Source organism: Salimicrobium flavidum, assembly GCF_900156645.1.
In the GTDB taxonomy this organism is placed as follows: domain Bacteria; phylum Bacillota; class Bacilli; order Bacillales; family Halobacillaceae; genus Salimicrobium; species Salimicrobium flavidum.
On the sequence record NZ_FTOC01000007.1, the window covers coordinates 45,167 to 68,748 of the forward strand.

The 23,582-nt window shown below is 45.3% G+C and carries 20 protein-coding genes and 1 other annotated feature; of the genes, 2 read left to right on the forward strand and 18 right to left on the reverse strand.

Features of this window, described 5'->3' with window-relative positions; genetic code table 11:
• Positions 1 to 2: 2 nt before the first annotated feature.
• Positions 3 to 1,754, reverse strand: coding sequence for a succinate dehydrogenase flavoprotein subunit (sdhA, locus tag BW944_RS10320; RefSeq protein ID WP_076559382.1), 1,752 nt, complete (start codon positions 1,752 to 1,754; stop codon positions 3 to 5).
• 39 nt (positions 1,755 to 1,793) lie between these two features.
• On the reverse strand, positions 1,794 to 2,414 hold the full coding sequence (locus BW944_RS10325) for a succinate dehydrogenase cytochrome b558 subunit (RefSeq protein WP_076559385.1): 621 nt from the start codon (positions 2,412 to 2,414) through the stop codon (positions 1,794 to 1,796).
• Between the two features lie 269 nt (positions 2,415 to 2,683).
• Here BW944_RS10325 and BW944_RS10330 point away from each other — a divergent pair, with 269 nt between their 5' ends.
• Entirely contained in the window at positions 2,684 to 3,118 is a 435-nt protein-coding gene (locus BW944_RS10330; protein WP_076559387.1) for a DUF2507 domain-containing protein, read from the forward strand.
• A gap of 125 nt (positions 3,119 to 3,243) precedes the next feature.
• Here the strand turns inward: BW944_RS10330 and uvrC are convergent, their stop codons facing one another.
• The 12 genes from uvrC to zapA form a co-directional block, all read right to left on the reverse strand.
• Positions 3,244 to 5,040 carry an excinuclease ABC subunit UvrC gene (uvrC, locus tag BW944_RS10335; protein WP_076559389.1) on the reverse strand — a complete coding sequence of 599 codons (1,797 nt, stop codon included), beginning with the start codon at positions 5,038 to 5,040 and terminating at the stop codon, positions 3,244 to 3,246.
• An 88-nt stretch (positions 5,041 to 5,128) separates the two neighbouring features.
• Positions 5,129 to 5,443, reverse strand: coding sequence for a thioredoxin (gene trxA, locus BW944_RS10340; protein WP_076559391.1), 315 nt, complete (start codon positions 5,441 to 5,443; stop codon positions 5,129 to 5,131).
• Positions 5,444 to 5,627: 184 nt separating this feature from the next.
• Positions 5,628 to 6,608, reverse strand: coding sequence for an electron transfer flavoprotein subunit alpha/FixB family protein (locus tag BW944_RS10345; protein ID WP_076559393.1), 981 nt, complete (start codon positions 6,606 to 6,608; stop codon positions 5,628 to 5,630).
• A gap of 29 nt (positions 6,609 to 6,637) precedes the next feature.
• Positions 6,638 to 7,411 (reverse strand): electron transfer flavoprotein subunit beta/FixA family protein, encoded by a 774-nt coding sequence (locus BW944_RS10350; protein ID WP_076559395.1) that lies wholly within the window; start codon positions 7,409 to 7,411, stop codon positions 6,638 to 6,640.
• Between the two features lie 18 nt (positions 7,412 to 7,429).
• Entirely contained in the window at positions 7,430 to 8,197 is a 768-nt protein-coding gene (locus tag BW944_RS10355) for an enoyl-CoA hydratase (protein WP_076559397.1), read from the reverse strand.
• A 17-nt stretch (positions 8,198 to 8,214) separates the two neighbouring features.
• Positions 8,215 to 8,799, reverse strand: a complete 585-nt coding sequence (locus BW944_RS10360; RefSeq protein ID WP_076559399.1) for a TetR/AcrR family transcriptional regulator — start codon at positions 8,797 to 8,799, stop codon at positions 8,215 to 8,217.
• Between the two features lie 76 nt (positions 8,800 to 8,875).
• The gene (locus tag BW944_RS10365) at positions 8,876 to 10,570 is read right to left on the reverse strand and encodes a long-chain-fatty-acid--CoA ligase (RefSeq protein ID WP_076559400.1); all 1,695 of its coding nucleotides are present in this window, start codon (positions 10,568 to 10,570) and stop codon (positions 8,876 to 8,878) included.
• 602 nt (positions 10,571 to 11,172) lie between these two features.
• On the reverse strand, positions 11,173 to 11,580 hold the full coding sequence (locus BW944_RS10370) for a DUF350 domain-containing protein (RefSeq protein ID WP_076559402.1): 408 nt from the start codon (positions 11,578 to 11,580) through the stop codon (positions 11,173 to 11,175).
• Between the two features lie 21 nt (positions 11,581 to 11,601).
• Positions 11,602 to 13,941 carry an endonuclease MutS2 gene (locus tag BW944_RS10375; protein ID WP_076559404.1) on the reverse strand — a complete coding sequence of 780 codons (2,340 nt, stop codon included), beginning with the start codon at positions 13,939 to 13,941 and terminating at the stop codon, positions 11,602 to 11,604.
• 14 nt (positions 13,942 to 13,955) lie between these two features.
• On the reverse strand, positions 13,956 to 15,680 hold the full coding sequence (polX, locus tag BW944_RS10380) for a DNA polymerase/3'-5' exonuclease PolX (RefSeq protein ID WP_076559406.1): 1,725 nt from the start codon (positions 15,678 to 15,680) through the stop codon (positions 13,956 to 13,958).
• Between the two features lie 69 nt (positions 15,681 to 15,749).
• Complete coding sequence (locus BW944_RS10385; protein ID WP_076559407.1) at positions 15,750 to 16,301, reverse strand: CvpA family protein; 552 nt, start codon at positions 16,299 to 16,301, stop codon at positions 15,750 to 15,752.
• Positions 16,294 to 16,587 carry a cell division protein ZapA gene (zapA, locus tag BW944_RS10390; RefSeq protein ID WP_076559409.1) on the reverse strand — a complete coding sequence of 98 codons (294 nt, stop codon included), beginning with the start codon at positions 16,585 to 16,587 and terminating at the stop codon, positions 16,294 to 16,296. Before zapA ends, BW944_RS10385 begins: the two co-directional genes overlap by 8 nt.
• Positions 16,588 to 16,727: 140 nt before the next feature.
• On the opposite strand from zapA, the gene rnhC reads away from it, so the two are divergent.
• Complete coding sequence (gene rnhC / locus BW944_RS10395) at positions 16,728 to 17,654, forward strand: ribonuclease HIII (RefSeq protein ID WP_076559411.1); 927 nt, start codon at positions 16,728 to 16,730, stop codon at positions 17,652 to 17,654.
• A 39-nt stretch (positions 17,655 to 17,693) separates the two neighbouring features.
• Here the strand turns inward: rnhC and pheT are convergent, their stop codons facing one another.
• From pheT to BW944_RS10415, 4 genes are all read right to left on the reverse strand, one after another.
• The gene (pheT, locus tag BW944_RS10400; protein WP_076559412.1) at positions 17,694 to 20,120 is read right to left on the reverse strand and encodes a phenylalanine--tRNA ligase subunit beta; all 2,427 of its coding nucleotides are present in this window, start codon (positions 20,118 to 20,120) and stop codon (positions 17,694 to 17,696) included.
• Positions 20,121 to 20,132: 12 nt separating this feature from the next.
• On the reverse strand, positions 20,133 to 21,167 hold the full coding sequence (pheS, locus tag BW944_RS10405; protein WP_076559414.1) for a phenylalanine--tRNA ligase subunit alpha: 1,035 nt from the start codon (positions 21,165 to 21,167) through the stop codon (positions 20,133 to 20,135).
• A 42-nt stretch (positions 21,168 to 21,209) separates the two neighbouring features.
• Positions 21,210 to 21,419 (reverse strand) — a binding site (T-box leader).
• A 47-nt stretch (positions 21,420 to 21,466) separates the two neighbouring features.
• Entirely contained in the window at positions 21,467 to 22,192 is a 726-nt protein-coding gene (locus BW944_RS10410) for a TrmH family RNA methyltransferase (protein ID WP_327291129.1), read from the reverse strand.
• Between the two features lie 249 nt (positions 22,193 to 22,441).
• Positions 22,442 to 23,527 (reverse strand): M42 family metallopeptidase, encoded by a 1,086-nt coding sequence (locus tag BW944_RS10415; RefSeq protein WP_076559417.1) that lies wholly within the window; start codon positions 23,525 to 23,527, stop codon positions 22,442 to 22,444.
• Positions 23,528 to 23,582 lie beyond the last annotated feature (55 nt).

A 23,582-nucleotide genomic window follows, 5' to 3' on the forward strand; every position in this document is an offset into this window, starting at 1 on the left:
CCTTATTTACTCTTCGAATAGTCTCGCTTACGTGGCTCGATCAACGAAGTGTCTACTTCTTCATAGCTGATGACAGGCTCGTTTTTCTCTTTATCAAATGTTGCGATTGTCGTCTTAAGGAATTCCTCGTCGTTACGATCCGGAAATTCGGGCTTGAAGTGGGCACCACGACTTTCATTACGATGGTAAGCACCCAATGTTATCACTCTTGCTAATTGTAACATGTTTTCGAGCTGTCGAGTGAACATTGCACCCTGATTACTCCAGCGGGATGTGTCATTGATATTGATGCGTTCATATCGTTCCATCAATTCTTTTATCTTCTCATCCGTCTTCAAAAGATTGTCGTTTTCACGAACGACAGTAACATAGTCTGTCATCCATTCTCCGAGCTCTTTATGAATCTGATAAGCATTTTCGTCTCCATCCATTTTCATGATTTCCTCGAAACGATCCTGCTCTGCCTGGCGTTGTCTATCAAATACATCTTGGTCCATATCTTCTACATGTTCTTCTAAAGTTTCCGTATATTTGACGGCATTAGGTCCTGCCACCATACCACCATAAATAGAAGACAATAGAGAGTTCGCTCCCAGGCGGTTGCCTCCATGTTGAGTGAAATCACATTCTCCGGCGGCAAAGATGCCAGGTATATTGGTCATCTGATCGAAGTCTACCCACATTCCGCCCATGGAATAGTGTACAGCAGGGAATATTTTCATCGGAACTTTACGAGGGTCTTCGCCTACGAACTTCTCGTAAATCTCTATGATTCCTCCCAGCTTAACATCCAGCTCCTTGGAATCTTTATGAGATAGGTCGAGGTACACCATGTTTTCTCCGTTGATACCTAATTTCTGATTCACACATACATCGAATATTTCTCTGGTTGCAATATCCCTGGGAACAAGGTTTCCGTAAGCAGGATATTTCTCCTCAAGGAAATACCATGGTTCTCCGTCCTTATATGTCCAGACACGTCCACCTTCTCCGCGGGCCGACTCACTCATCAGTCGAAGTTTGTCGTCTCCGGGGATCGCTGTAGGATGGATCTGGATGAACTCTCCGTTTGCATATTTCACGCCTTGCAGATATAGAGAAGCAGCTGCAGACCCGGTGTTGATAATCGAGTTGGTGGATTTACCGAAGATGATACCAGGTCCCCCAGTAGCCATTATTACGGCATCAGCGGGAAAATCTTTGATTTCATGACTATTTATATCCTGAGCTACGACTCCGCGGCCCACGCCACCGTCATCAACTATAGCTGACAGAAACTCCCATCCTTCATACTTAGTTACCAGACCGTTCACCTCATGTCTGCGCACCTGTTCGTCAAGAGCATAGAGCAATTGCTGGCCTGTCGTCGCCCCGGCATAGGCCGTACGGTGATGCTGGGTTCCGCCGAAACGTCGGAAGTCAAGGAGACCTTCCGGCGTACGGTTGAACATAACTCCCATACGATCCAGAAGGTGAATGATTCCTGGGGCAGCGTCACACATCGCTTTGACCGGAGGCTGGTTAGCCAGGAAATCCCCTCCATAAACGGTATCATCAAAGTGTTCCCAAGGAGAATCCCCTTCCCCTTTTGTATTTACAGCGCCGTTAATACCACCCTGTGCACACACGGAGTGGGAACGTTTTACAGGCACCATGGATAAGAGGTCCACGTGCACCCCTTCTTCTGCTGCTTTGATTGTTGCCATGAGACCGGCTAAGCCTCCTCCGACAACAACGATATTTTTATTTGACATTATAAAAGTTCACTCCCTTGATCACTATCTATCCATTGTTTATACGCCGTAAGCGAACTGAATTACTGTACGGACACCGATGTAAGCCAGCGCTAAAAACACTACCAGTGATACATAGGTCATTATACGTTGGGACCTTGGTGTAACTGTAATCCCCCAGCTGACGAAGAAAGACCATAGTCCGTTAGCGAAGTGGAACGTTACGGAAAGTATCCCCACTATGTAAAACCAGAAAAAGAATGGTTGAGTCAGTATATCTTCCATCAACTGATAGTTAAGCTCTTCCCATCCGAACCCTATCGCTACTCTTGTTTCCCATATGTGCCAGGCAACAAAGATCAGCGTCAGAATCCCTGTGATTCGCTGCAATACAAACATCCAGTTACGGAAATAACCCTGCCTGTTCACGTTGAAATTGGACTGAAATGCTATATACACTCCATAGATCCCGTGGAACAGCAATGGCAAAAAGATAATGAAAATTTCCAAAACATAGCGGTATGGCAAACCTTCTATAAGATGAGCCGCCGTGTTGAATGCTTCCGGTCCTCTCGTGGCAAAAAAGTTTGTCGTTAAATGCTGGAATAAAAATACTCCGAGAGGTATAACCCCCAAAAGTGAATGCAATCTCCTGTTTACATAGCCTCGTGATCCTGCCATATTTACCCCCCTCAACTCCTATATGTGATTGAATTTATGTACCCATTTCCAGAAAATAAAGCGCTTTATCAGAGCCTTAAAATAAGAAAGGAGATTCTTTTCTCCCTATACTTCTGAAAACGTACAATCTGTAACATTCTTATTGTACTTCTATAGACCATTACCGTCAAGAAGGCAACTTGCTCTTTAAGACAATTCTTTCCACTCTTCCCCTATTGCACAAACTGTTATTTCAAGTAATAATAAGACAGAGAAAGGAAGGATTCCTCTTGAAAAATGGACCAACGTTTACGACAGAAAATATTGCCTCCCTCGTGACGACAGGCTCAGGATTCGATATCCTCCGCTACTTCACTCTTCCTGATCTGCTCGGAGAAGATGCAGAGAACATTTTATACATAATGGGAAGAAACATAGCAAGGCAAGCCGAGATAAACTCTTATGAAGATATCGTTTATTTCTTCCAGTACCTGGGATGGGGGGAACTTACAGAATGGAAAGCTTCAAACAAAGAAAGAAAGTTCACTCTCTCCGGTCATGTAATAGAAAAAAGGCTCAATCAGGAGACGCTCGATATCAATTTGAAACTTGAATCAGGCTTTTTAGCCGAATGCCTCAGCAACTTGGAAAATGAACTGTTCGAGTGTAGTGAAGAGATAGATGGTAAGGATAATCAGGCAGTGCTTACCGCATTTCACTTTTGATTATTTCTGTTTTCCCTTGCTCTCCCCTCTCTACCTGGTAACTATCTGCCAAGGGTAACAAACGGTTCTATTTTCCGACATAGGATGATAAACAATTTTAATAAGTACAAAGAAGAACCGGCGGACTATTCCTCTGCCGGTTCTTCTTCGTTGCTGTTCAAATTGATCTGTACGGTGCGCGCCACCGGTTCAGGAACCCCTAATTTCACTATTTCATTAATATCAGCCTCTCTTATCGCACTAATAGATTTGAAGTGCTTCAAAAGCAGCTTTCTCCTTTTCTCTCCCACTCCGGGTATATCATCGAGCTCGGATTGCAAAGCTCCTTTTCCACGAAGTTGGCGGTGAAAAGAAATAGCGAATCTGTGGACTTCATCCTGAATCCGCTGCACGAGATAAAAGGCTTGAGAATTTCTATCGAGATCCACAGGAGAAGGAGGATCTCCATAAAGCAACTCACTGGTTTTGTGCTTTTCGTCTTTGGCAAGGCCCGCCATTGGGATGTCAAGACCAAGCTCATTTTCCAATACATCTTTCGCCGATGAGATCTGTCCTTTCCCTCCATCAATAAGTATAAGATCAGGGAGAGGTTTCTCTTCCTTCAACACTCTTGTATACCTTCTTCTGACAACTTCACGCATCGTTTCATAATCATCTGGACCAGTCACATCTTTCACTTTGAACTTACGGTAGTCTTTCTTGCTCGGCTTCCCATCTACAAAGGTCACCATCGCAGAAACGGGATCGGTCCCCTGTATATTAGAGTTATCGAACGCTTCGATCCGGAGAGGAGCCGCTATATTCATAGCTTCCCCGAGAGCATCGACTGCTTTCACAGTACGTTCTTCATCTCTTTCAATCAAAGCGAACTTCTCCTGAATCGCGATTTCTGCGTTCTTTTCAGCAAGTTCCACGAGTTCTTTTTTTCTACCTCTCATAGGGACACTGACCTCAGTGTCGATAGCGCCTTCCAAAACCTTCGTGTTTGTGCCAAGAGGTACGAGAACCTGTTTAGGATAAAGATGATTCTGGTGAAGATAGAAACTGGCGATAGATGAAAGGAATGTTTCTTCGGGATCGTCGAAAAACGGAAACACGGAAACATCTCTTTCGATCAATTTCCCCTGACGCACGAAAAAGACCTGCACACACATCCAGCCCTTGTCATACGCATAGGCGAAAACATCACGGTTCACCTGATCGTTCATCGTCATTTTCTGTTGTTCCATTACGGACTCGATATGAGTCACCTGATCCCGTAATTCTTTCGCACGTTCGAAATCCATTTTTTCGGAGGCTTCATACATTTTGCTCTTTAAGTCTTTTTTGATTTCTCCGTGTCCTCCATTCAAAAAGGAGGTGATCTGCTGGACGATTTCCCTGTTCTGCTCTTTGGAAACAGGAAATTCGCAAGGTCCGAGACACTGGTGCATATGATAGTAAAGACACACCCTATCCGGCATCGTATTGCACTTCCGCAATGGATATAAGCGGTCCAATAATTTCTTCGTTTCCCTGGCAGATACGACGTTAGGGTAAGGACCGAAATACTTCCCCTTATCTTTTTTCAGATTTCTCGTAACAATCAGCCGGGGATGGTCTTCAGCTGTGATCTTCAAATACGGATACGTCTTATCATCTTTCAGCAATACATTATATTTAGGATCATGTTTTTTAATCAAATTCATCTCAAGGATGAGAGCTTCGATTTCAGAAGTGGTCACAATGTATTCGAAATCTGTAATTTCACTGACCAGTCGTTGCGTTTTTCCATCGTGTGCCCCGGTAAAATAAGAACGTACACGATTTCTCAACACTTTCGATTTACCGACATAGATAATGGTTCCATGCCTGTCTTTCATCAGGTAGCAACCAGGCTGATCAGGAAGAACAGCTAATTTTTCTTTGATCGCATGGTTCATTCCATTCACTCCATTTTTTATTTGAATGCGTCTATGCATTAATCGTCAAAAAAAGCCATGCTGCGTTGAACAGCATGGCCTATATGATTTATGCGTGTTTGTTGATAACTTCTGTGAGCTGCTCTTTCGGTTGGAAGCCGACAACCTGATCGACAACTTCACCATTCTTGAACAGTAGCATTGTCGGAATACTCATGACCCCGTATTTGCTTGCTGTTTCCTGGTTTTCGTCGACGTTAAGTTTTGCGATTTTTATCTCATCGTTCATCTCTTCATCGATTTCTTCAAGTACAGGAGCCACCATTTTACAAGGGCCACACCATGGAGCCCAGAAGTCTACCAGTACGAGCCCCTCGTTCGTTTCTTGTTCAAAGTTCTGATCTGTTGCTGTTACAGTTGCCATTAATAATTCCTCCTATCAACTTATGTTTGTATTGAGTATATCATTCACTATGATACGTGACTAATAATTTGTTTAAAAAGAACTCTCTGTTATTGTTCATTGTTGATTTTCGTTCTACGGGTGGAAGCTTCCGGAGCTCAAACTTCCCAAAGGAAAATGCCGGAAGTAACCTCCCGGCACACTACTATGAATTCACTTTCATATTTCTGATTTCTTCAGTCAGTTTAGGGACTATTTCAAATATATCCCCGACGAGTCCATAATCAGCAATGTTGAAAATAGTCGCTTCCGGATCTTTGTTGATGGCAACGATCACTTTCGAGTTCGACATCCCCGCTAAGTGCTGGATAGCTCCGGAAATTCCACAAGCGATGTACAAGTCCGGTGTAACGACCTTTCCTGTCTGACCTATTTGAAGAGAGTAGTCGCAATACCCGGCATCGCATGCCGCACGGGAAGCACCTACCGCGCCGCCAAGTTCGTCTGCAAGCTCCTGAAGAGGCTCGAATCCTTCAGAACTTTTTACAGCACGACCGCCCGCTACAATCACTTTCGCTTCAGAAAGGTCCACTCCCTCTGAAGTCTTACGGATGACTTCTTTGATAATAGTCCGGATATTCTGTACATCCACGTCTATGGACGAAATATCCCCACTCCTGCTTCCATCTTTTTCAAGAGAAGCGATGTTATTCGGACGAATAGTTACGAAGGTGAGTCCTTCGGTCACTATTTTCTTCTCGAAGGCTTTGCCGGAGTAAATTGGACGGGTAAATACGAAGCCATCATCGCCTTCTTCCGCCTCCGTTACATCAGAGATCAACCCAGTTTCAAGCTGGCTGGCGAGTTTAGGAGTGACATCTTTCCCGATGGATGTATGTCCCATTACAATACCATCCGGGTTTTCCTGGTCTATAACCGCCTTATAAGCTTGAGTGAATCCATCCGGTGTATACGTTTTCAATTCAGGGTTCACAGCAGTGACTACACGGTCCGCCCCATATTGAATAAGTTCTTCCCCATAGTTCTCAAGGTTTCCATCTCCACAGATCGTCGCGATGACTTCCCCGCCTTCACTAAGTTTTTTACCCAGGGCTATTGCTTCGAAAGAAACGTTTCTCAGTTCCCCGTCTTTTGCTTCTGCAATCACTAATATATTTTTACTCATTTTTCACCCTTCTCCTTTCCTATACATCTTTACAGTACTTTGGATTCGTTTTTCAGAAGACCTACGAGTTCTTTTACCTGCTCGTCTGCGTCTCCTTCGAGTATCTTTCCTGCCTGTTTTTCAGGAGGAAGAAAGATTTCAAGTGTCCTCGTTTTCGTTTCTACATCCTCTTCTTCAAGATCGAGATCATCAATCTCAAGTTCTTCCAATGGTTTCTTCTTCGCTTTCATAATTCCCGGAAGAGATGGATACCTAGGTTCGTTCAGCCCCTGTTGACATGTGACCAGAAGTGGAAGTGACGTTTCCACCTTCTCGACATCCCCTTCTACATCCCGTTCAATACTTACAGTGTCGCCTTCAATCGATATGTCAGTAATTGTAGTGACAAAAGGTATATCGAGCCTCTCAGCCAGTCGTGGCCCTACTTGCCCGCTGGCTTCGTCAATAGCGACGTTACCTGCTAGAATGATATCCGGTTCATTTTCTTTGAAATATGCTTCCAGAATACGAACCGTAGTGAACTGATCTCCTTCTTCAAGATCATCCTCCGTGTTGATCAGTACGCTTTTGTCAGCTCCCATGGCGAGAGCCGTGCGGAGCTGTTTCTCGGCATCCTCTTCTCCAACAGTTACTACCGTAACCTCACCGCCGTGGGCGTCTCTCAGATTGATAGCTTCTTCCACAGCATACTCATCATATGGATTGATGATATATTCAGCACCGTCATCTTCTATTTTTCCATTACTGATGGATATTTTCTCTTCTGTATCAAAGGTTCTTTTCAGCAATACGTAAATATTCATTGCAGTTCCCTCCTGTTTCTATTTATCCCGGAATTCCGGTTTTCTTTTTTCAATAAAGGCTTTGATGCCTTCAGACGCATCTTCAGTCCTGAACACTTCTTCAAAACGGGCCGCCTCATCCTTGAGCCCTGCATTCAGGGTGGACTCATACACATTCGGGACAAGTCTCAGCACGTGTTCGATCGAAGGTTTGCTCTTCGAAGCGATCGAAGCAGCTATTCTCCGAACATGATCGAGAAGTTCTTCTTCTTCCACAGCCTGATTGGCCAGTCCGATCGCCGCAGCTTCTTCCCCTTCAACCGGTTCTGCCGTCAGGATCATTTCATAAGCCTTTGCATCTCCTACATATCTCGGAAGACGCTGCGTTCCACCGAATCCGGGAATAATGCCGAGTCCTAGTTCCGGCAGACCAATTTTGGCTTTTTTAGTCACAAATCTCATGTGACAGGCCATCGCCAGTTCCAGCCCTCCCCCAAGGGCCGCACCGTGGATCGCTGCTATGAAAGGGGCATGGAATTGTTCAATGCGATCGAAAACCGCTTGACCCTTAAAAGCCATATTTTCTTTTCCGCCCTGGAATTCAGTGAATTCCTTGATATCAGCTCCGGCGGAAAAGAACTTCCCTTCCCCCTTCAAAATGACAGCTTTAAGAGAGGCTTCGGCCTCCAGTTCATTCAAAATCTCATTCAACTCTGTCAAGATCGTGCTTGAGAGAGCATTTGCCAGAGGGCTCTCGATCGTAATTTCAGCAACCCGGTCGTTCACTTCGTACGTTAACGTTTCCATAAAATCTCTCCCTGCTTTTAACGTTTGAGCAATCCTTCCACAACCAACGCATGTACTTCCTTCGCCTGATTGTTTATGTCGTAATGCTGCTCTTTCATTACCCAGTTCGTGACTACTTCATCTATTGTTCCGAAGATCATCTGACGAACCAGTTTTCTGTTTATGTTTTCGCGGAAGACTTCTTCCCTTATTCCTTCTTCGACGATTTCGTCGATGACGTCTAAGTATTTTTTCAATACAGAATTGATCTTCAGTCTCAGTTCTTTATTCGACTGTCGGAGCTCCAGCTGGGTGACTACCGCAAGATGGTAGTCTTCAGATAGCTGTTCGAAATGTTTTTCGATCAGTGTGAATAATTTCTCGGAAGGGGTCTGTCTGGAGGTCGTTGCATTCTGGATCCTCTCTATGAATTGCCCCATCTTCTCTTGAAAAAGGGAGACGAGAATATCTTCTTTGTTTTTGAAATAAAGATAGATTGTTCCATCTGCTACTCCTGCCCGTTTAGCTATTTTAGAAACTTGAGATGAATGATATCCATTTTCGGCAATGACTTCAACAGCGGCATCAATGATTTGTTTATATTTTGGTTTATCGTGTTTCATGGTCTGTTCTCCTGCCTTTTGAAATAGTGAATGAATCATCATTCATCTCTCATTCTACTTACACACAGTCATTCTGTCAACTGTGTGTACTCAGCTTTTCTTTCTCTTCTTCCACAAGGTTCCTGCGAAGAATTTTACCGACAGCCGTCTTCGGCAGTTCATCCCTGAATTCATACAGCTTAGGTACTTTATAGACAGCGATATTCTTTTTGCAGAAAGCATCCAATTCTTCTTCCGTAAGAGTACTGTTCTCCTTACGAACGACGAAAACTTTCACCGTTTCTCCTCTGTAAGGATCAGGCACACCTACGACGACAGCTTCCTGGATATCACTATGTTCATATAGAATCTCTTCCACTTCCCTCGGGTAAATATTGTACCCTCCGGCTATGATCATATCTTTCTTCCTGTCTACGATATAGAAATAACCCTCATCATCCATATAGCCGATATCTCCTGTTTTGAACCAGCCGTCCGGACTCAGGACTTCTTCTGTCTCTTCAGGTTTATTCCAGTATCCTTTCATCACCTGAGGTCCCTTTACAGCAATTTCTCCAATCGCTCCCGTTTCTGCATCTCCTTCTCCGGACAGTTCGATGATCTTCGCATCTGTATTAGGCCAAGGGATTCCTATACTTCCAGGCACCCTTTTTCCCCATAACAGGTTGGAGTGTGTAACCGGAGATGTTTCCGTCAGGCCATACCCCTCTACAAGTTTACCTCCTGTCACCTGTTCGAATTGTTCCATCACTTCTACAGGTAGCGGAGCTGAGCCGCTGATACACGCTTCGATCGAAGACAGATCATACTTGTGGATGTTCGGATGATTCAGTAACCCGATGTAGATGGTCGGTGCTCCCGGGAAGAGGGTCGGACGCTGTTTATCGATCGTCTTCAGAACATCTTCCACCTCAAACTTCGGTATGAGAAGCATCTTGGATCCCATCATAATGGATAAGTTCATAACTGCAGTCATACCATACACATGGAAAAACGGAAGCATCCCGAGCGTCACTTCTTCTCCTTTTTTACATTTGTACATCCAATCTACAGACATCTGTGTATTCGCGACCAGGTTGTAATGAGTGAGCATGACCCCTTTCGGATAACCTGTAGTGCCTCCTGTATATTGGAGTAATGCCAAATCATTTTTGGCATCTATAGGAACTTCGACCACGGCCGGGACTTCTGATTTGAAAATCTTCCTCCATAGATGAGTGTCCTTGCCATGTTCAGGTCTCACGATCATCTTATACTCTTTCTTCTGCACAAACGGGTAAAGCGTACTTTTCGGAAAAGGCAGATAATCCTTGATCCCGGTAACTAAAATGTGTTCAAGATCCGTGTCCGGTTTTACGGATGCAGCCTTCGGATACAGCACATCCAAGCAAATGATCATCTTGGCTCCTGAGTCTTTGAGCTGATACTGAAGTTCCCGCTCTGTATAAAGCGGGTTTGTTTGCACGACAATCCCCCCTGCCATAAGCACGGCATAGTAACTGATGACAGACTGCGGACAGTTCGGAAGCATAATGGAGACACGGTCTCCTTTTTTCAATCCGTTTTCCTGTAAGTAACCGGCCAAATGACAAGCCTCTTCATATACTTCCTTGTAAGTCATTTCTTTACCTAAAAAATAAAGCGCTTTCTTTTTTTCGTAAACAGTAGCGCTTTCTTTCAGATAATCATGCAACGGTCTCTCTTCATATTCTTTTTCGACTTCAATCTCTTTCGGGTAATGTTGATGCCACAGCTTTTCTGTCTGGGTCATTCCTTCCCCTCCTTTAAGTGAGTTACTTACATTATAACGGCTGGACTAGAAAAAATGAATAATTTTTCAAATAATTAAATAACCATCGTCTCTTCAAAGGACTAAACACCTATGAAAATGGTAGTTACTCAGCTGAAATATATTGGCGATCAAAAATGACAGGGACAAAAGTTGCTTCTGATCGTAAAATCATAGTCAAAAAAACACGTCGCTATCCGCAGGGACGATCTGTTCCCACAAAAACTCCGTGTTTTTCTTCTATTACTACTCATGGTACACGATTTGAAGGTAAAGGTTTAAAGCTACCCTACTCCATGTGTTCCAAACGCTTACAACAGAAAAATGACGCCTGCAATAAAGAACAGGACAGCCACGATCATCAATATAATAGCTAATGTGCGCAATGCCAGTCTCTCCTTAAAAAATGGCTCTGTTACCGTTCATAATTGATTTCCGTATAATCCAGAAGGATGCTCGCCGGGGTCATGTTTGCAGAATTACAGTAAATTCCATATAGTTGGTTTCCTGTATCTGTCAGTTTATGCCCGTGCAGCCAAACATCTCCTTTTCGTGCTAAAATCAACCATCCGTCGGAACAGAGCCTAAATGATAGTGGCGCCTATAACATAGGACAACCCTGCAGAGATGATCAGAGAAAGAAGTCCAACCGCCCGATTCCCGCGTTCAATCTCTTCATCAATTCGGAAAGAAGGGGTCAAGAATTCGAACATGAAATACCCGATCAACAGAAGTACGAATCCAAAAACACCCCATCCGATTGTTTGGAACAGTGTATCATTATGCTCAATAGAAAAACGGAAGATGTTGGAGATACCGAACATTTTCCCTCCAGTAGCCATAGCTACGGCGGTATTCCCCTTTTTAATTTCTTTCCAGTTATCATACTTGGTCACCATTTCAAAAACGGTGAGGAACACGATCATACATAGAACGACGACGCTATATGTAGCTGCCGTGTCTACGATGGCTATTTCCCAAAAATCGTTCATATTCCCCCTCCTTTCCTGTGATTACTTGAGCTCGAGAATCGTTACTCCGCTTCCTCCTTCTTTCATACCACCTGCTCTGGCAGCGTTTATTTTTGAATGTCTCTTCGCAAGCGCCTGTACACCTTGACGAAGAGCCCCGGTTCCTTTGCCGTGAATGATCGAGACTTGCGGATAACCGGCCAGAAGAGCATCATCGAGATATTTTTCCAATTGATGCAGAGCCTCATCATAGCGCTCACCCCGGAGATCGAGCTCGGGCTTCACGTGTGAAGAGCGCCCTTTCACAGTAGAAAGCGGCTTCTCCTGCTTAGGCTTCGGTGCTTTAATGAATTCAAGATCTTTGCGCTTCGCCTTGATTTTCATCGAACCTACCTGTACCAGATATTCTTTTTCACTAATCTTTTCTACGACGACCCCTTGCTGGTTGAACGTCAGGACTTTCACCTCATCATTTACCTGCAGGTCTCTCGTTTCATCCGTCTGCTTCCGCTCAGGCTTCTTCTCGACAAGCTCGGGTTCAGCTTCATCCAGCATTTTCTTAGCTTCAATCCATTCGTGATCTTTCAGTTCAGCGGAGCTCTTCATTTTCTTCAATTCATCTACGATATCCTGAGCTTCCTGTCTGGCTTTCTCTACCGACTGTTTCGCTTTATCCTCGGCACGTTGATAAAGTTTCTCTTTCCGGTCTTCGAACTGCTTCCATTGTTCGCGTAATTCCTTATATACCTGCTCTGCTTCCTGTCTCACATCTTCCGCTTTTTCATAGTCCGCTTCCGCTTCTCTTCTTGCTTCATCAAGGGACGCAATCATAGATTCTACACTCTCTGAATCGACCCCTACCCTTTCCTTCGCAGCACTGATCACGTGTTCCCGCAGGCCGAGCCGCCTGGAGATTTCAAAAGCGTTACTTCTCCCGGGCACTCCAATCAGCAATCGGTACGTCGGCTGCAGTGTTTCGATATCGAATTCAACGGAGGCGTTGGTCACATTCTCCTTATTATAGCCGTAGGCTTTCAATTCGGGATAATGGGTAGTGGCAATCACGCGTGCATTTTTCTCCACCACTTCGTCGAGAATCGACATTGCAAGAGCCGCGCCCTCCTGAGGATCGGTGCCTGCTCCAAGCTCATCAAACAGAACTAGGGAAGAGTCATCCACCTTCTCCAGAATATCCACGATATTCGTCATATGAGAGGAAAAAGTCGAAAGGCTCTGTTCTATCGACTGTTCGTCTCCGATATCAGCGTAGACATTATCGAAAACCGCCATCTCACATCCATCCATCGCAGGAACCTGAAGGCCTGACTGAGCCATAAGTGTACAAAGTCCTACCAGCTTCAAAGTAACGGTTTTCCCTCCGGTGTTCGGTCCGGTGATGATGATCGAGGTGAAATCTGTACCGAGTTCCACGTCATTCGGAACTACCTCTTCATCAGAAAGTAGGGGGTGACGGGCCTGTTTCATCACAATACGCCCTTCTTTGTTCATCAAAGGCATCGCTGCTTTCATACTTCTACCAAGTTTTGCGCGTGAGAAAATGAAGTCGACTCCGGCAAGGACTTTGACGTTTTCAGATAAAATGGGTCTGTCCTCTTCAATCGCCTCCGAGAGTTCAGCGAGAATCCTGTCGATTTCCCGTTTTTCCTGGACACGCGCCTCCTGCAGGTCATTATTGATATCCACGACTGCCTGAGGTTCTATGAAGAGCGTAGCCCCGGAAGAAGACTGATCGTGGACGATGCCTTTGATCGAACCACGGTACTCCTGTTTCACAGGCAATACGTAGCGTTCATTCCTGATCGTCACAATGGCATCGGATAGTTTCTCGGACTGCTGTTTTGTATAGGACTCCATTTTATCACGCAGTCTGCTTTCAAGAGTATTGATCTTACTGCGGATGGAGCGAAGAGCATCAGAAGCCCCGTCCATGACGACTCCGTTATCATCAATACAGTTTTTGATATGACGTTCAAGGAGAGGAAGCGGGTGAATCGTATCAATCATATCACGGATGATAGGAAGTTCCGGTTCTTCCATCGCTTCGATGTACCTTTTCAGTTCTTTTCCTCCATAAATCGTAGTCGCTACGTCAAGACACTCCGAAGCGGACAGCACCCCACCGATCGAAGTCCGTTTCAGATGAGGTTTGATGTTCGTAATCCCACCTAAGGGAATATGACCTTTCAGTCTGAGTATCTGCTGAGCTTCATCCGTTTCCTCTTGCAGTTTTTTCACTTCTTCGAGATTTGAAGAGGGCTTCAGTTTATGAGCTGCCTCTTTTCCAAGTGATGTCTCTGCAAAAGAAGTGAGATTCTCAATGATTTTTCCATACTCAAGGACGCCCAAAATACGTTCATTCATGCGGTAGTACCCCTTTATTGTGAGTTATTGTTGAGCCACTCTTTAAATTGCTCGAGTGATTTCGTATTCAAAACATTCGTTTTTTGTATATATCCTCTACGTGCTGTACCGACCCCGGTATTCATATCTTCAAGCATAGGGAAGTTATGAGCATCCGTATTGATCGCGATCATCACTCCGTGCTCCTGAGCTTTCTTTACATAGTCCGCCATTAAATCCAGGCGATTCGGATTAGCATTCAGTTCAAGCACCGTATTCGTTTCTTTTGCTTTTTGTATCAGTTCCTCTATGTCCACTGCATACCCTTCACGTTTCCCGATCAGTCGACCGGTAGGGTGCGCAATGATATCAACATGTCGGTTCATAAGGGCCGCATTCAACCGCTTCATTATCTCTGATTCAGGCTGAGAGAAGCTGGAGTGGATCGAGGCGATGACAACATCCATATCTTCAAGAAACTCATCGCTGAAATCGAGGGTTCCGTCCGGAAGAATATCCATTTCCACCCCGCAGAAAATATGGAAATCAGAATATTTCTCGTTCACTTTACGAATTTCTTCCCGCTGCTTTCGAAGCCTGGTTTCATTGAGACCGTTTGCAACTCTCAAGTATTTGGAGTGATCGGTAATAACTATATATTCATACCCTTTCTCCCTGCAGCGTTCCGCCATTTCTTCAACCGAATGGGCCCCATCGCTCCAAGTCGTATGCATATGAAGATCGGCTTTTATATCTTCGATAGCCACAAGCGGAACCTGTTGGCGGAACAGATCCGTCTCGTCTTTTCCTTCCCTTACTTCAGGAGGGATGAAGTTGAGGCCGAAGTGAGCATAAAATTCCTCTTCCGTACGGAAGGACTGTACTTCTCCCGTTTCTGTATTCTCCACTCCATATTCACTTATTTTCTCATTCTGGTTCTTTGCAAGCTGTCTCATTAAAACATTATGATCTTTTGAGCCTGTAAAATGGTGGAGCGTCGTTGCGAATTCCTTATCTTTCACGATGCGGAAATCTATGTTCACATCCCATTTTTCTTCTACTGTAACAGAGACTTTCGTGTCCCCCGAAGCAATAACTTCCTTTATACCCGGGAGGTTCAAAAGTTCATCTCTCGTATTTTCCGGATCGCCGGAGGAAATGATGAAATCCAGATCCCGGACGGTTTCCCTCACTCTTCTCATACTTCCAGCCAGAGAATACCGGTCGATGGATGCAATCGAATCCAGGTGCTCCTTTACCCTGTTGGAGAGAGGGAGCATAAAAGCGATGGGTAGTCGTTCCGGACGTGAACCATGCTCTTCTAAAGCCTTGAGCATTTTTTCGGCGGATTTCTTTCCGAACCCTTCCAGCTGTTCCACTTTTCCTTCTTCAAGCGCCTTTTGGAGTGTCGCTTTATCGACCACTCCTAGCTGATCATACAGTTTCGCAAGCTTCTTACCACCAAGCCCCGGAAGTTCGAGCAGAGGTATAAGCCCCTCGGGTACTTCCTGCTGCAACTCCTGCAGTGTTTCCGACTCCCCGGTGTCTACGTACTCTTTAATCACCGAAGCGGTCCCTTTCCCGATTCCTTTCATTTTCGTTACGTCCTCGATTTCAGATAAAGCTCTCTCATCACGTTCAAGCGCTTGAGCCGCTTTCGTATAAGCGGAGATTTTAAAAGGGTTTTCCCCTTTCAACTCCAAGTAAACAGCTATTTTCTCCAATAACTGGATTACATTCTTTTTATTGATTTCACTCATTGAGATTCCTCCTTCATACAGAAAAAAACCGCCATGATGAAAATAATCACAGCGGCTCTTCCCCGATCTTTATATGAAAAACCCTGCTACCTGCTCCATCCAGAGCGATGTAATCTGGTCGGAAATGATAGGTGTATATTCAATGATCAGCGGGGCCAAAAATGAATTGTCCAGACTGTTCTGCAGAAATACCAGTGGGGTCAAAGCGGCAATATAGATGAATATGAACAGCACAATGTAATTCTCTACAAAACCGAGCACTCCACCCAGCAGATGATTCAACGATTTGAGAACCGGCAGTTCGGCAACGAAATCGAGCATAGAAGCAATGATCTGGATCACTATTTTAACTGCCATGAATATCAGAATGAAGGCGACAGCATTATAGAAGGCTTGTTCAAGGGGCATGTTCCCCATAAAAATAGCCCAGCCCTCGCTCTCCGGGAATTCTGGGTAAGGTACCCATAATGTCAATTTAGAAGCTAAGTCATCATAGTAGAGAATCGCCGTTATTAAAGCAGCGATGAATCCTACGATATGGAAGAGTTGCAGGACGAATCCGCGTTTCATTCCTTTGATGATTCCGATAAATAAGATGAATAGTATTAGTAAATCAATCATGGCCTTGGTTATCCTCTTTCTCTAACTTTTCGATATGTTTCATCAAATCCGCACATTCCTCTTTTAGTTTTAAGTAATCACTCATTGTATTCACCGCTGTAAGAACGGCAAGCTTCGCAGTATCAAGTCGAGGGTTAGCCTCATTGATATCCCGCATCGTCTGATCGACGAGACTGGCGACCACACGAACATGGTGAGGATCCTCATCCCCTACCACTGTGTAGGAACGGTTATATATTTCAACAGTTGTTTTCTTTTTTTCATGATCCGAGTGGGACACGTCCATTCCCTCCTGATTATCAATCCTAAAATATATCTTAACATGAAGAGAAACAAATAGGAAAGCAAAATCACTGTATTTCTGCTCATGAGGCGTTCTCTCTGATATAATAGAACACATTACAGTAAGAAAGGAATTTGTTGCTTATGCCTTCCGTCGTATTGAAAGTCGATGCCAAAAAAATGCAGGAGATGAAAAAGTACTATAACCAATATTTGAACAACCCCCCCCAATATGCAGAGTTCCAGGCGAAAACCCCTCTCGCTTCCATCACCGCCTATACATCCGGCAAAGTCGTCTTCCAGGGTAAGACGCCGGAACAGGAAGCCGATCAGTGGAACACACAGCCCCCGTCTGAAAAGAAATCGGCCGCTTCTCATCCCTACCAGCCCGACACCAGCCTTTTTACCTCTTCCCACATAGGGTCCGACGAGGCCGGCACCGGTGATTACTTCGGGCCGATCACTGTCTGCGCCCTTTATGCGGACAGGAGCCAAATAGAAAGGCTGAAATCCATCGGAGTCAAAGACTCGAAACACCTGACTGATGAAAAGATCACCTCCCTCGCCCAGGAGATCGTCGCTATGGAGATACCTTATCGACTGCTGCGTTTATCCAATAAAAAGTATAATAAGTGGCAGGAAAAAGGGTGGTCCCAGGGGAAGATGAAAGCCCTTCTCCATCACCAGGCGATTTCAAAACTGCTCGAGGATATAGAGCCGATAAAACCGGATGGTATTCTGATCGACGAATTCGCGAAACCGGAAATCTACAAAAAACATCTTCGTTCCGAGGGCTATTCGCTTACAGCAGAGACATTTTTCATGACGAAAGCGGAAAGCTATTCAATCCCTGTGGCCGCCGCCTCGATTCTCGCTCGATCTCTGTTTGTAAAAGAGATGAACAAATTAAGCGAACAATTCGGGATGACGATACCAAAAGGAGCCTCTTTGAAAGTCGACCGCGCAGCAGCAGCTTTATTGAACGAATACGGCGAGCAAGCGCTCCGGGATGTAACGAAATGGCATTTTGCGACTACGCAAAAAGCAAAAAAAATAGCACAGGGAGGATAACATCCTCTCCTGTGCTATTTTTGTATCACCAAAATTCATTTATTGTCTCAAACTTGCGTTATGCTGACTTGCTACTTGTTCCAGGATAGCTCCGTGAGCTTTCTCCACTTCTTTGTCTTTCAACGTCCGCTCCGGATCCTGATAAAGCAAATTAAAGGCCAACGATTTCTTGCCGTCCTCCAGATGCTCTCCCTGATAGACGTCAAAGACTTTCACCTGCTTGATAAGAGGTGCGCCCGCTTCAAGGATCGTCACTTCAATATCTCCGGCCCACGTTTCTTCGTCCACTACCAGCGCGATATCACGGGAAACAGATGGGTATCTCGGAATTTGTTCAAACGTTTCTTCTTTTTCATAGATCTCCAGAAGACGATCAAGGTTCAGATCAAATACATATGTTTCCCGGAGATCCCATTCTTTCTGGTAGCGCGGGTGGACCTGCCCCATAAATCCTACCGGTTCATCTTCGCACACTACAAGAGCCGTCCGTCCCGGGTGCATCCCCTCAAGTTCACCTTTCATGTAAGAGAAAGTGACCCCGAGTCGTTCAGCGAGACCTTCTACAATCCCCTTCACCACATAGAAGTCCACTTCCTTCTTTTCCTGCTGCCAGGGGTGGGTCACCCAGTTACCGGAGATCGCCCCGGCCGCTCGTGTTATTTCTCTCGGTTGTTTCTGATGTTCTTCATCTTCACTGATGAATACTTTCCCGAGTTCATAATAAGCAAGATTCTGCTGCTGTCTCGCTAAATTGTATCGGTGCGTACGCAAAAGTTCAGGAAGAATACTGAGACGTAAATGGCTGTGATCCTCACTCATAGGCATAGCGAGACGGATCGCACCCTGTTCCTCCTCCTGCAGCTCCGGACTGATCATTTGTTCCGCGGACACTTTATCCGTAAGGGAGTAGGTGATCGTTTCACTTAGTCCAGCCCCTTCAAGATATGTTTTCACATCACGCTTCAGTCGTTGCTCTTCGGTTAAGCCTCCTGCCTGATGGGCGCTATTCGGCAGCGTATAAGGAAGACGATCATATCCGTAGATACGTGCGATTTCCTCCAGCATATCTTCAAAGATCGCAATATCAAAGCGACGGGTCGGTACTTGCACATCAAAAACATCTTTCTTTTCTTCGTACCCGAACTGCAGACGACGCAATATTTCCTTCACGTCTTCGGAAATCATGGAAGTACCAAGACGATCATTCAGTCGTTGTGTTTCCATCCGGATTTTCGTTTCTTCCCGGTTCAGATGATCTTCTTCCGATACTCCTTTTAAAATGCTGGCGCCAGCATATTTCTCCAGTAGCTCACACGCCCGTTCTCCAGCCTGACGGACGCGATTGACATCAAGTCCTTTTTCGAAACGGACACTGGACTCACTTCGTAACTCATGATCTTTCGCTCCCTGTCGTACTACCCGAGGGTCGAAATAAGCGGCTTCAAGAATGAGCGTTGTCGTACCTTCGTGAACTTCAGATTCGGCTCCGCCCATCACACCTGCCATTGCATGAGCTTTTTCTCCGTTCGTAATAACAAGATGATGTGACGAAAGCGTTCGTATTTTTCCATCAAGCGTTTTGATCTGCTCCCCCTCTTCAGCATAACGGGTAACTATTTCCTCGCTGTTGAAGCGATCGAAATCGAAAGCGTGGAGCGGCTGACCATATTCGAGAAGGACATAGTTCGTAATGTCAACGACGTTATTGATCGGTCTTGTATCAGCTGCCATCAATCGGTTTTTCAACCATAGGGGAGATTCTTTCACTTCCACATCCTGAATGACGAATGCTCCATAGTAAGGGTTCGCTTCTTCATTTTCTATTTTCACGGTAACGTAGTCGTTCGCTTTCTCCTTCGTTTCTTCATAGGAAGGACTTTCAAGTTCATATTCCCGGTCGAGAGCAGCAGCCGTTTCATAAGCGACACCTGCCATACTTAGCGCATCCGCCCGGTTCGGTGTAACATCGAGCTCAATAATAGAATCATCGAGATTCAGAAGTTCCACTGCATCTTCTCCTATTTCCGTTTCGTCCGGAAATACGAAGATACCATCAATGAAAGCTTCCGGAACATCTTCTTCTTTTACTCCGAGCTCCTGAAGGGAACAGATCATTCCGTTCGACTCTTCTCCCCTGAGTTCCGTCTGTTTGATCTCGAAATTACCCGGGAGTACTGCCCCCGGCTTGGCTACGGCTACCTTCTGTCCAGCCCGGACGTTCGGAGCGCCACAGACGATCTGGAGGGTTTCCTTTCCGGTATCCACTTGACACAGGGAGAGTTTATCCGCATTCGGATGCTGCTCGCAGCTCAGAATATTCCCCACGATTATATTTTCAGGTAAATCCTCCGGTTCATATACCCCGTCTACTTCTATACCTGTTTTCGTTATGATCTCTGCAAGTTCTTCTGTACTGTACCCGCTGATATCCACGAGTTCTTTTAACCAGTTTAATGAAATAAGCACGTTTATTCCTCCTTACGCATTGTGGTATTGACTTAAGAATCGTACATCATTCGTATAGAAGTGACGGATATCATCAATACCATGCTTCAACATCGCAATTCTTTCCGGTCCCATACCGAATGCAAATCCTGAATATTTCTTCGAATCGTACCCGGACATCTCCAGAACATTCGGGTGCACCATGCCTGCTCCGAGAATTTCAATCCAGCCGCTTCCTTTACATACGGAGCACCCTTTCCCTCCACACATCTTACAGGAGATATCCATCTCTACAGAAGGTTCTGTGAAAGGGAAGAAACTCGGACGAAGTCGGATTTCCCGCTCTTCACCGAACATTTTATGGGCGAATGTCTGCAAGACCCCTTTCAGATCACTCATACGAACGTTTTCATCAACGAGCAACCCTTCGATTTGAGTGAATTGATGGGAGTGGGTAGCATCGTCGGTATCACGACGATAGACTTTACCCGGACAAATCATCTTTACGGGTTCCTTGCCGTCTTTCTGTCCCATCGTCCGCGCCTGAACAGGGGACGTATGGGTGCGCATCAACAGTTCTTCGGTAATATAGAATGTATCCTGCATATCACGGGCCGGATGACCTTTCGGAAGATTCAACGCCTCGAAATTGTAATAGTCGGTTTCCACTTCCGGACCTTCTCTGATATCAAAACCCATCCCTATGAATAAATCCTCTATTTCTTCGATGATCGAGGTCAACAAGTGGGGACCTCCGACCTGGACAGGGCGGCCTGGCAGTGTCACATCAATGCTTTCGTCCTTCAACTGTTCTTCAAGTGCCTCGTCTTCAAGTTTCGACTGTTTTTCATCTATCGCGACGGAAATCTTCTCCCGCACTTCGTTCGCCAGCTGTCCGATCACGGGACGTTCCTCTTTTGATAACTTACCCATGCCGCGAAGCACTTCTGTAATCGGACCCTTTTTCCCAAGATATTCGACACGGACATTCTTCAGTGCATCGATCGTTTCGGCTTTCTCCACTTTCAGAATAGCTTCTTGCTCCAACTCCTCTAAGCGTTCCTTCATCTTCCATTCCTCCTTATAAATACAAAAAACCCCGCCCCCTGAAAAAGGGACGAGGCTAATGGTCGCGGTACCACCCTTGTTGACACTAAAGTGCCCACTTTATGTGAATAACGGATCATCATCCGGACACCTGGGTGTCAGCTCAAGAGTGAAATTTCAACAGTCACCACGGCAGAAACGCTCCCAGTCCCTGGCGCTTCTTCCCTTAAGCCGATTCCGTAACTATTTACTTTGCTCTATCCAAGCTTTTATCTTTATAACTAATAAGTAATTATAAGAAATATACCGGATGAATGCAACTATTGATTTAACACATACATCAAAATACCTGCAGCCACAGCTACGTTCAGTGATTCAGCTTCGCCGTACATAGGAATCTTCACCAATTCATCCGCAGTTGCAAGAAGCTCTTCCCGGACTCCGTTCCCTTCATTCCCTACGAGCAGAGCGACTTTGTCAGGTGATTCAAGCTCCGTATAGTCCTTCGCTCCTTCTAAAGCGGTTCCCCATACGGCGAAGCCGGAGCTCTTCAGCTTCTCCATTTCATCTTCCAACCTTACATCGACTACTTTCATACGGTGGAACATAGACCCCTGGCTCGCTCTCAATACTTTATCATTGAAACAATCTACACTTCCCTCTCCTACCAGCACCGCATCAAAACCTGCAGCATCAGCTGTCCGGATCAGCGTACCCAGGTTCCCGGGATCCTGGATAGAGTCAAGAAGCAGAAAACGCGACCCTTCTTCCCACTGATAAGAGATTTTTTTCACGACGGCAATTATTCCTTGAGGCGCCTCCGTCTGGGAAATTTCTTTCATCACTTGATCCGTGACTGTTTCTGTATTTCCCTCATAGGAAAAGGGGAAAGGAGTCTCCTCAAGAAGAATAACTTCTTCCACTTCCCAATTACTGTGGAGAACCTCTTCCACGAGATGAAATCCTTCTACGAGGAACATACCGGTCTGTTCTCTGTATTTTTTCTTATGAAGTTTTTTCCATTCTTTTACTTTTCGGTTTTTCATGGAAGTTATCATTTCTATTCCTCACTATTCCCTTACTCGAGACGATCATAGTTTCTTATGAGAAAGCCGGGTAAAATACGCTGTGTTCACCGAAAAGACGGTAGCAACGTCCGCGCCTCACCGAATCTCACCCAACCCTTCATAGAACAAGTGTCTCTTTACGATTTGACCCGACTCACAGTCTGCATGTCCAGAAGGAACAGGACCCGCATGCGAAGGGAACGGGTCCTGTTTCCAGTGGTCTTGAGTTTAGTTGAAAGTGAGATTCTGAACAGCTTTACTGTCGAGCTTTTTGATGACCTCTACAATTATATTAACTGCGTTTTCAAAATCATCCCGATGTAACATAGCAGCATGGGAGTGGATATAACGGGTCGGCACCGTGATCGACAACGCTGGAACCCCGTCATGACTCAAGTGGATAGAGCCGGAATCCGTACCACCTGCCGGCAAAGCATCGAATTGATAAGGGAGCTTGTGCTCATCCGCTGTATCTGTAACGAAGTCACGCAGTCCTTTATGAGAAATCATCGAAGCATCGTAAAGAAGAATCTGAGGTCCTTCTCCCATGGAAGCCTGAGCGTCCTTAGCAGTAACACCAGGTGTATCTCCGGCGATGCCTACATCGACTCCGAAAGCTATATCCGGCTGGATCAGATTTGCAGATGTTTTCGCGCCTCTCAAACCTACTTCTTCCTGCACAGTACCTACACCGTATACGACATTCGGGTGTCTCTCTTTTTTCAGACGCTTGAGAACCTCAATAGCAATTGCACAACCGATGCGGTTATCCCATGCTTTTGCCAGAAGCATTTTTTCATTATTCATCTGAGTGAACTCAAAATATGGAACGACAGAATCTCCGGGTTTCACACCGAATTCAGCTGCCTCTTCTTTGGAACTCGCTCCGATATCGATGAACATATCCTTGATATCGACCGGTTTCTTCCGTTGTTCAGCCGTCAGGATGTGTGGAGGTTTGGAGCCGATTACTCCTGTCACATCTCCCGCGCCGGTCATGATCGTCACTCGCTGAGCGAGCATGACCTGGCTCCACCAGCCTCCGACCGTCTGGAAATATACGAACCCGTTCTCATCTACGCGGGTCACCATGAAACCTACTTCGTCCAGGTGCCCAGCTACCATAATTTTCGGACCTTTCTTATTTCCGCGCTTCTCTGCAATCAGACTACCGAGGTTATCTGTGTATACGTCATCAGCATACGGTTTTATGTATTTTTCCATAACCTCACGCGCTTCTTTTTCGTTACCCGGGACACCGCGTGCGTCCGTCAGGTCTTTCAGCATTGTAAGCGTTTCATCTTTCTTAGACATCTAAAAACCTCCTAAAAATTATTCCCTATCTATTATAAACCGAAGCCAGGAAAAT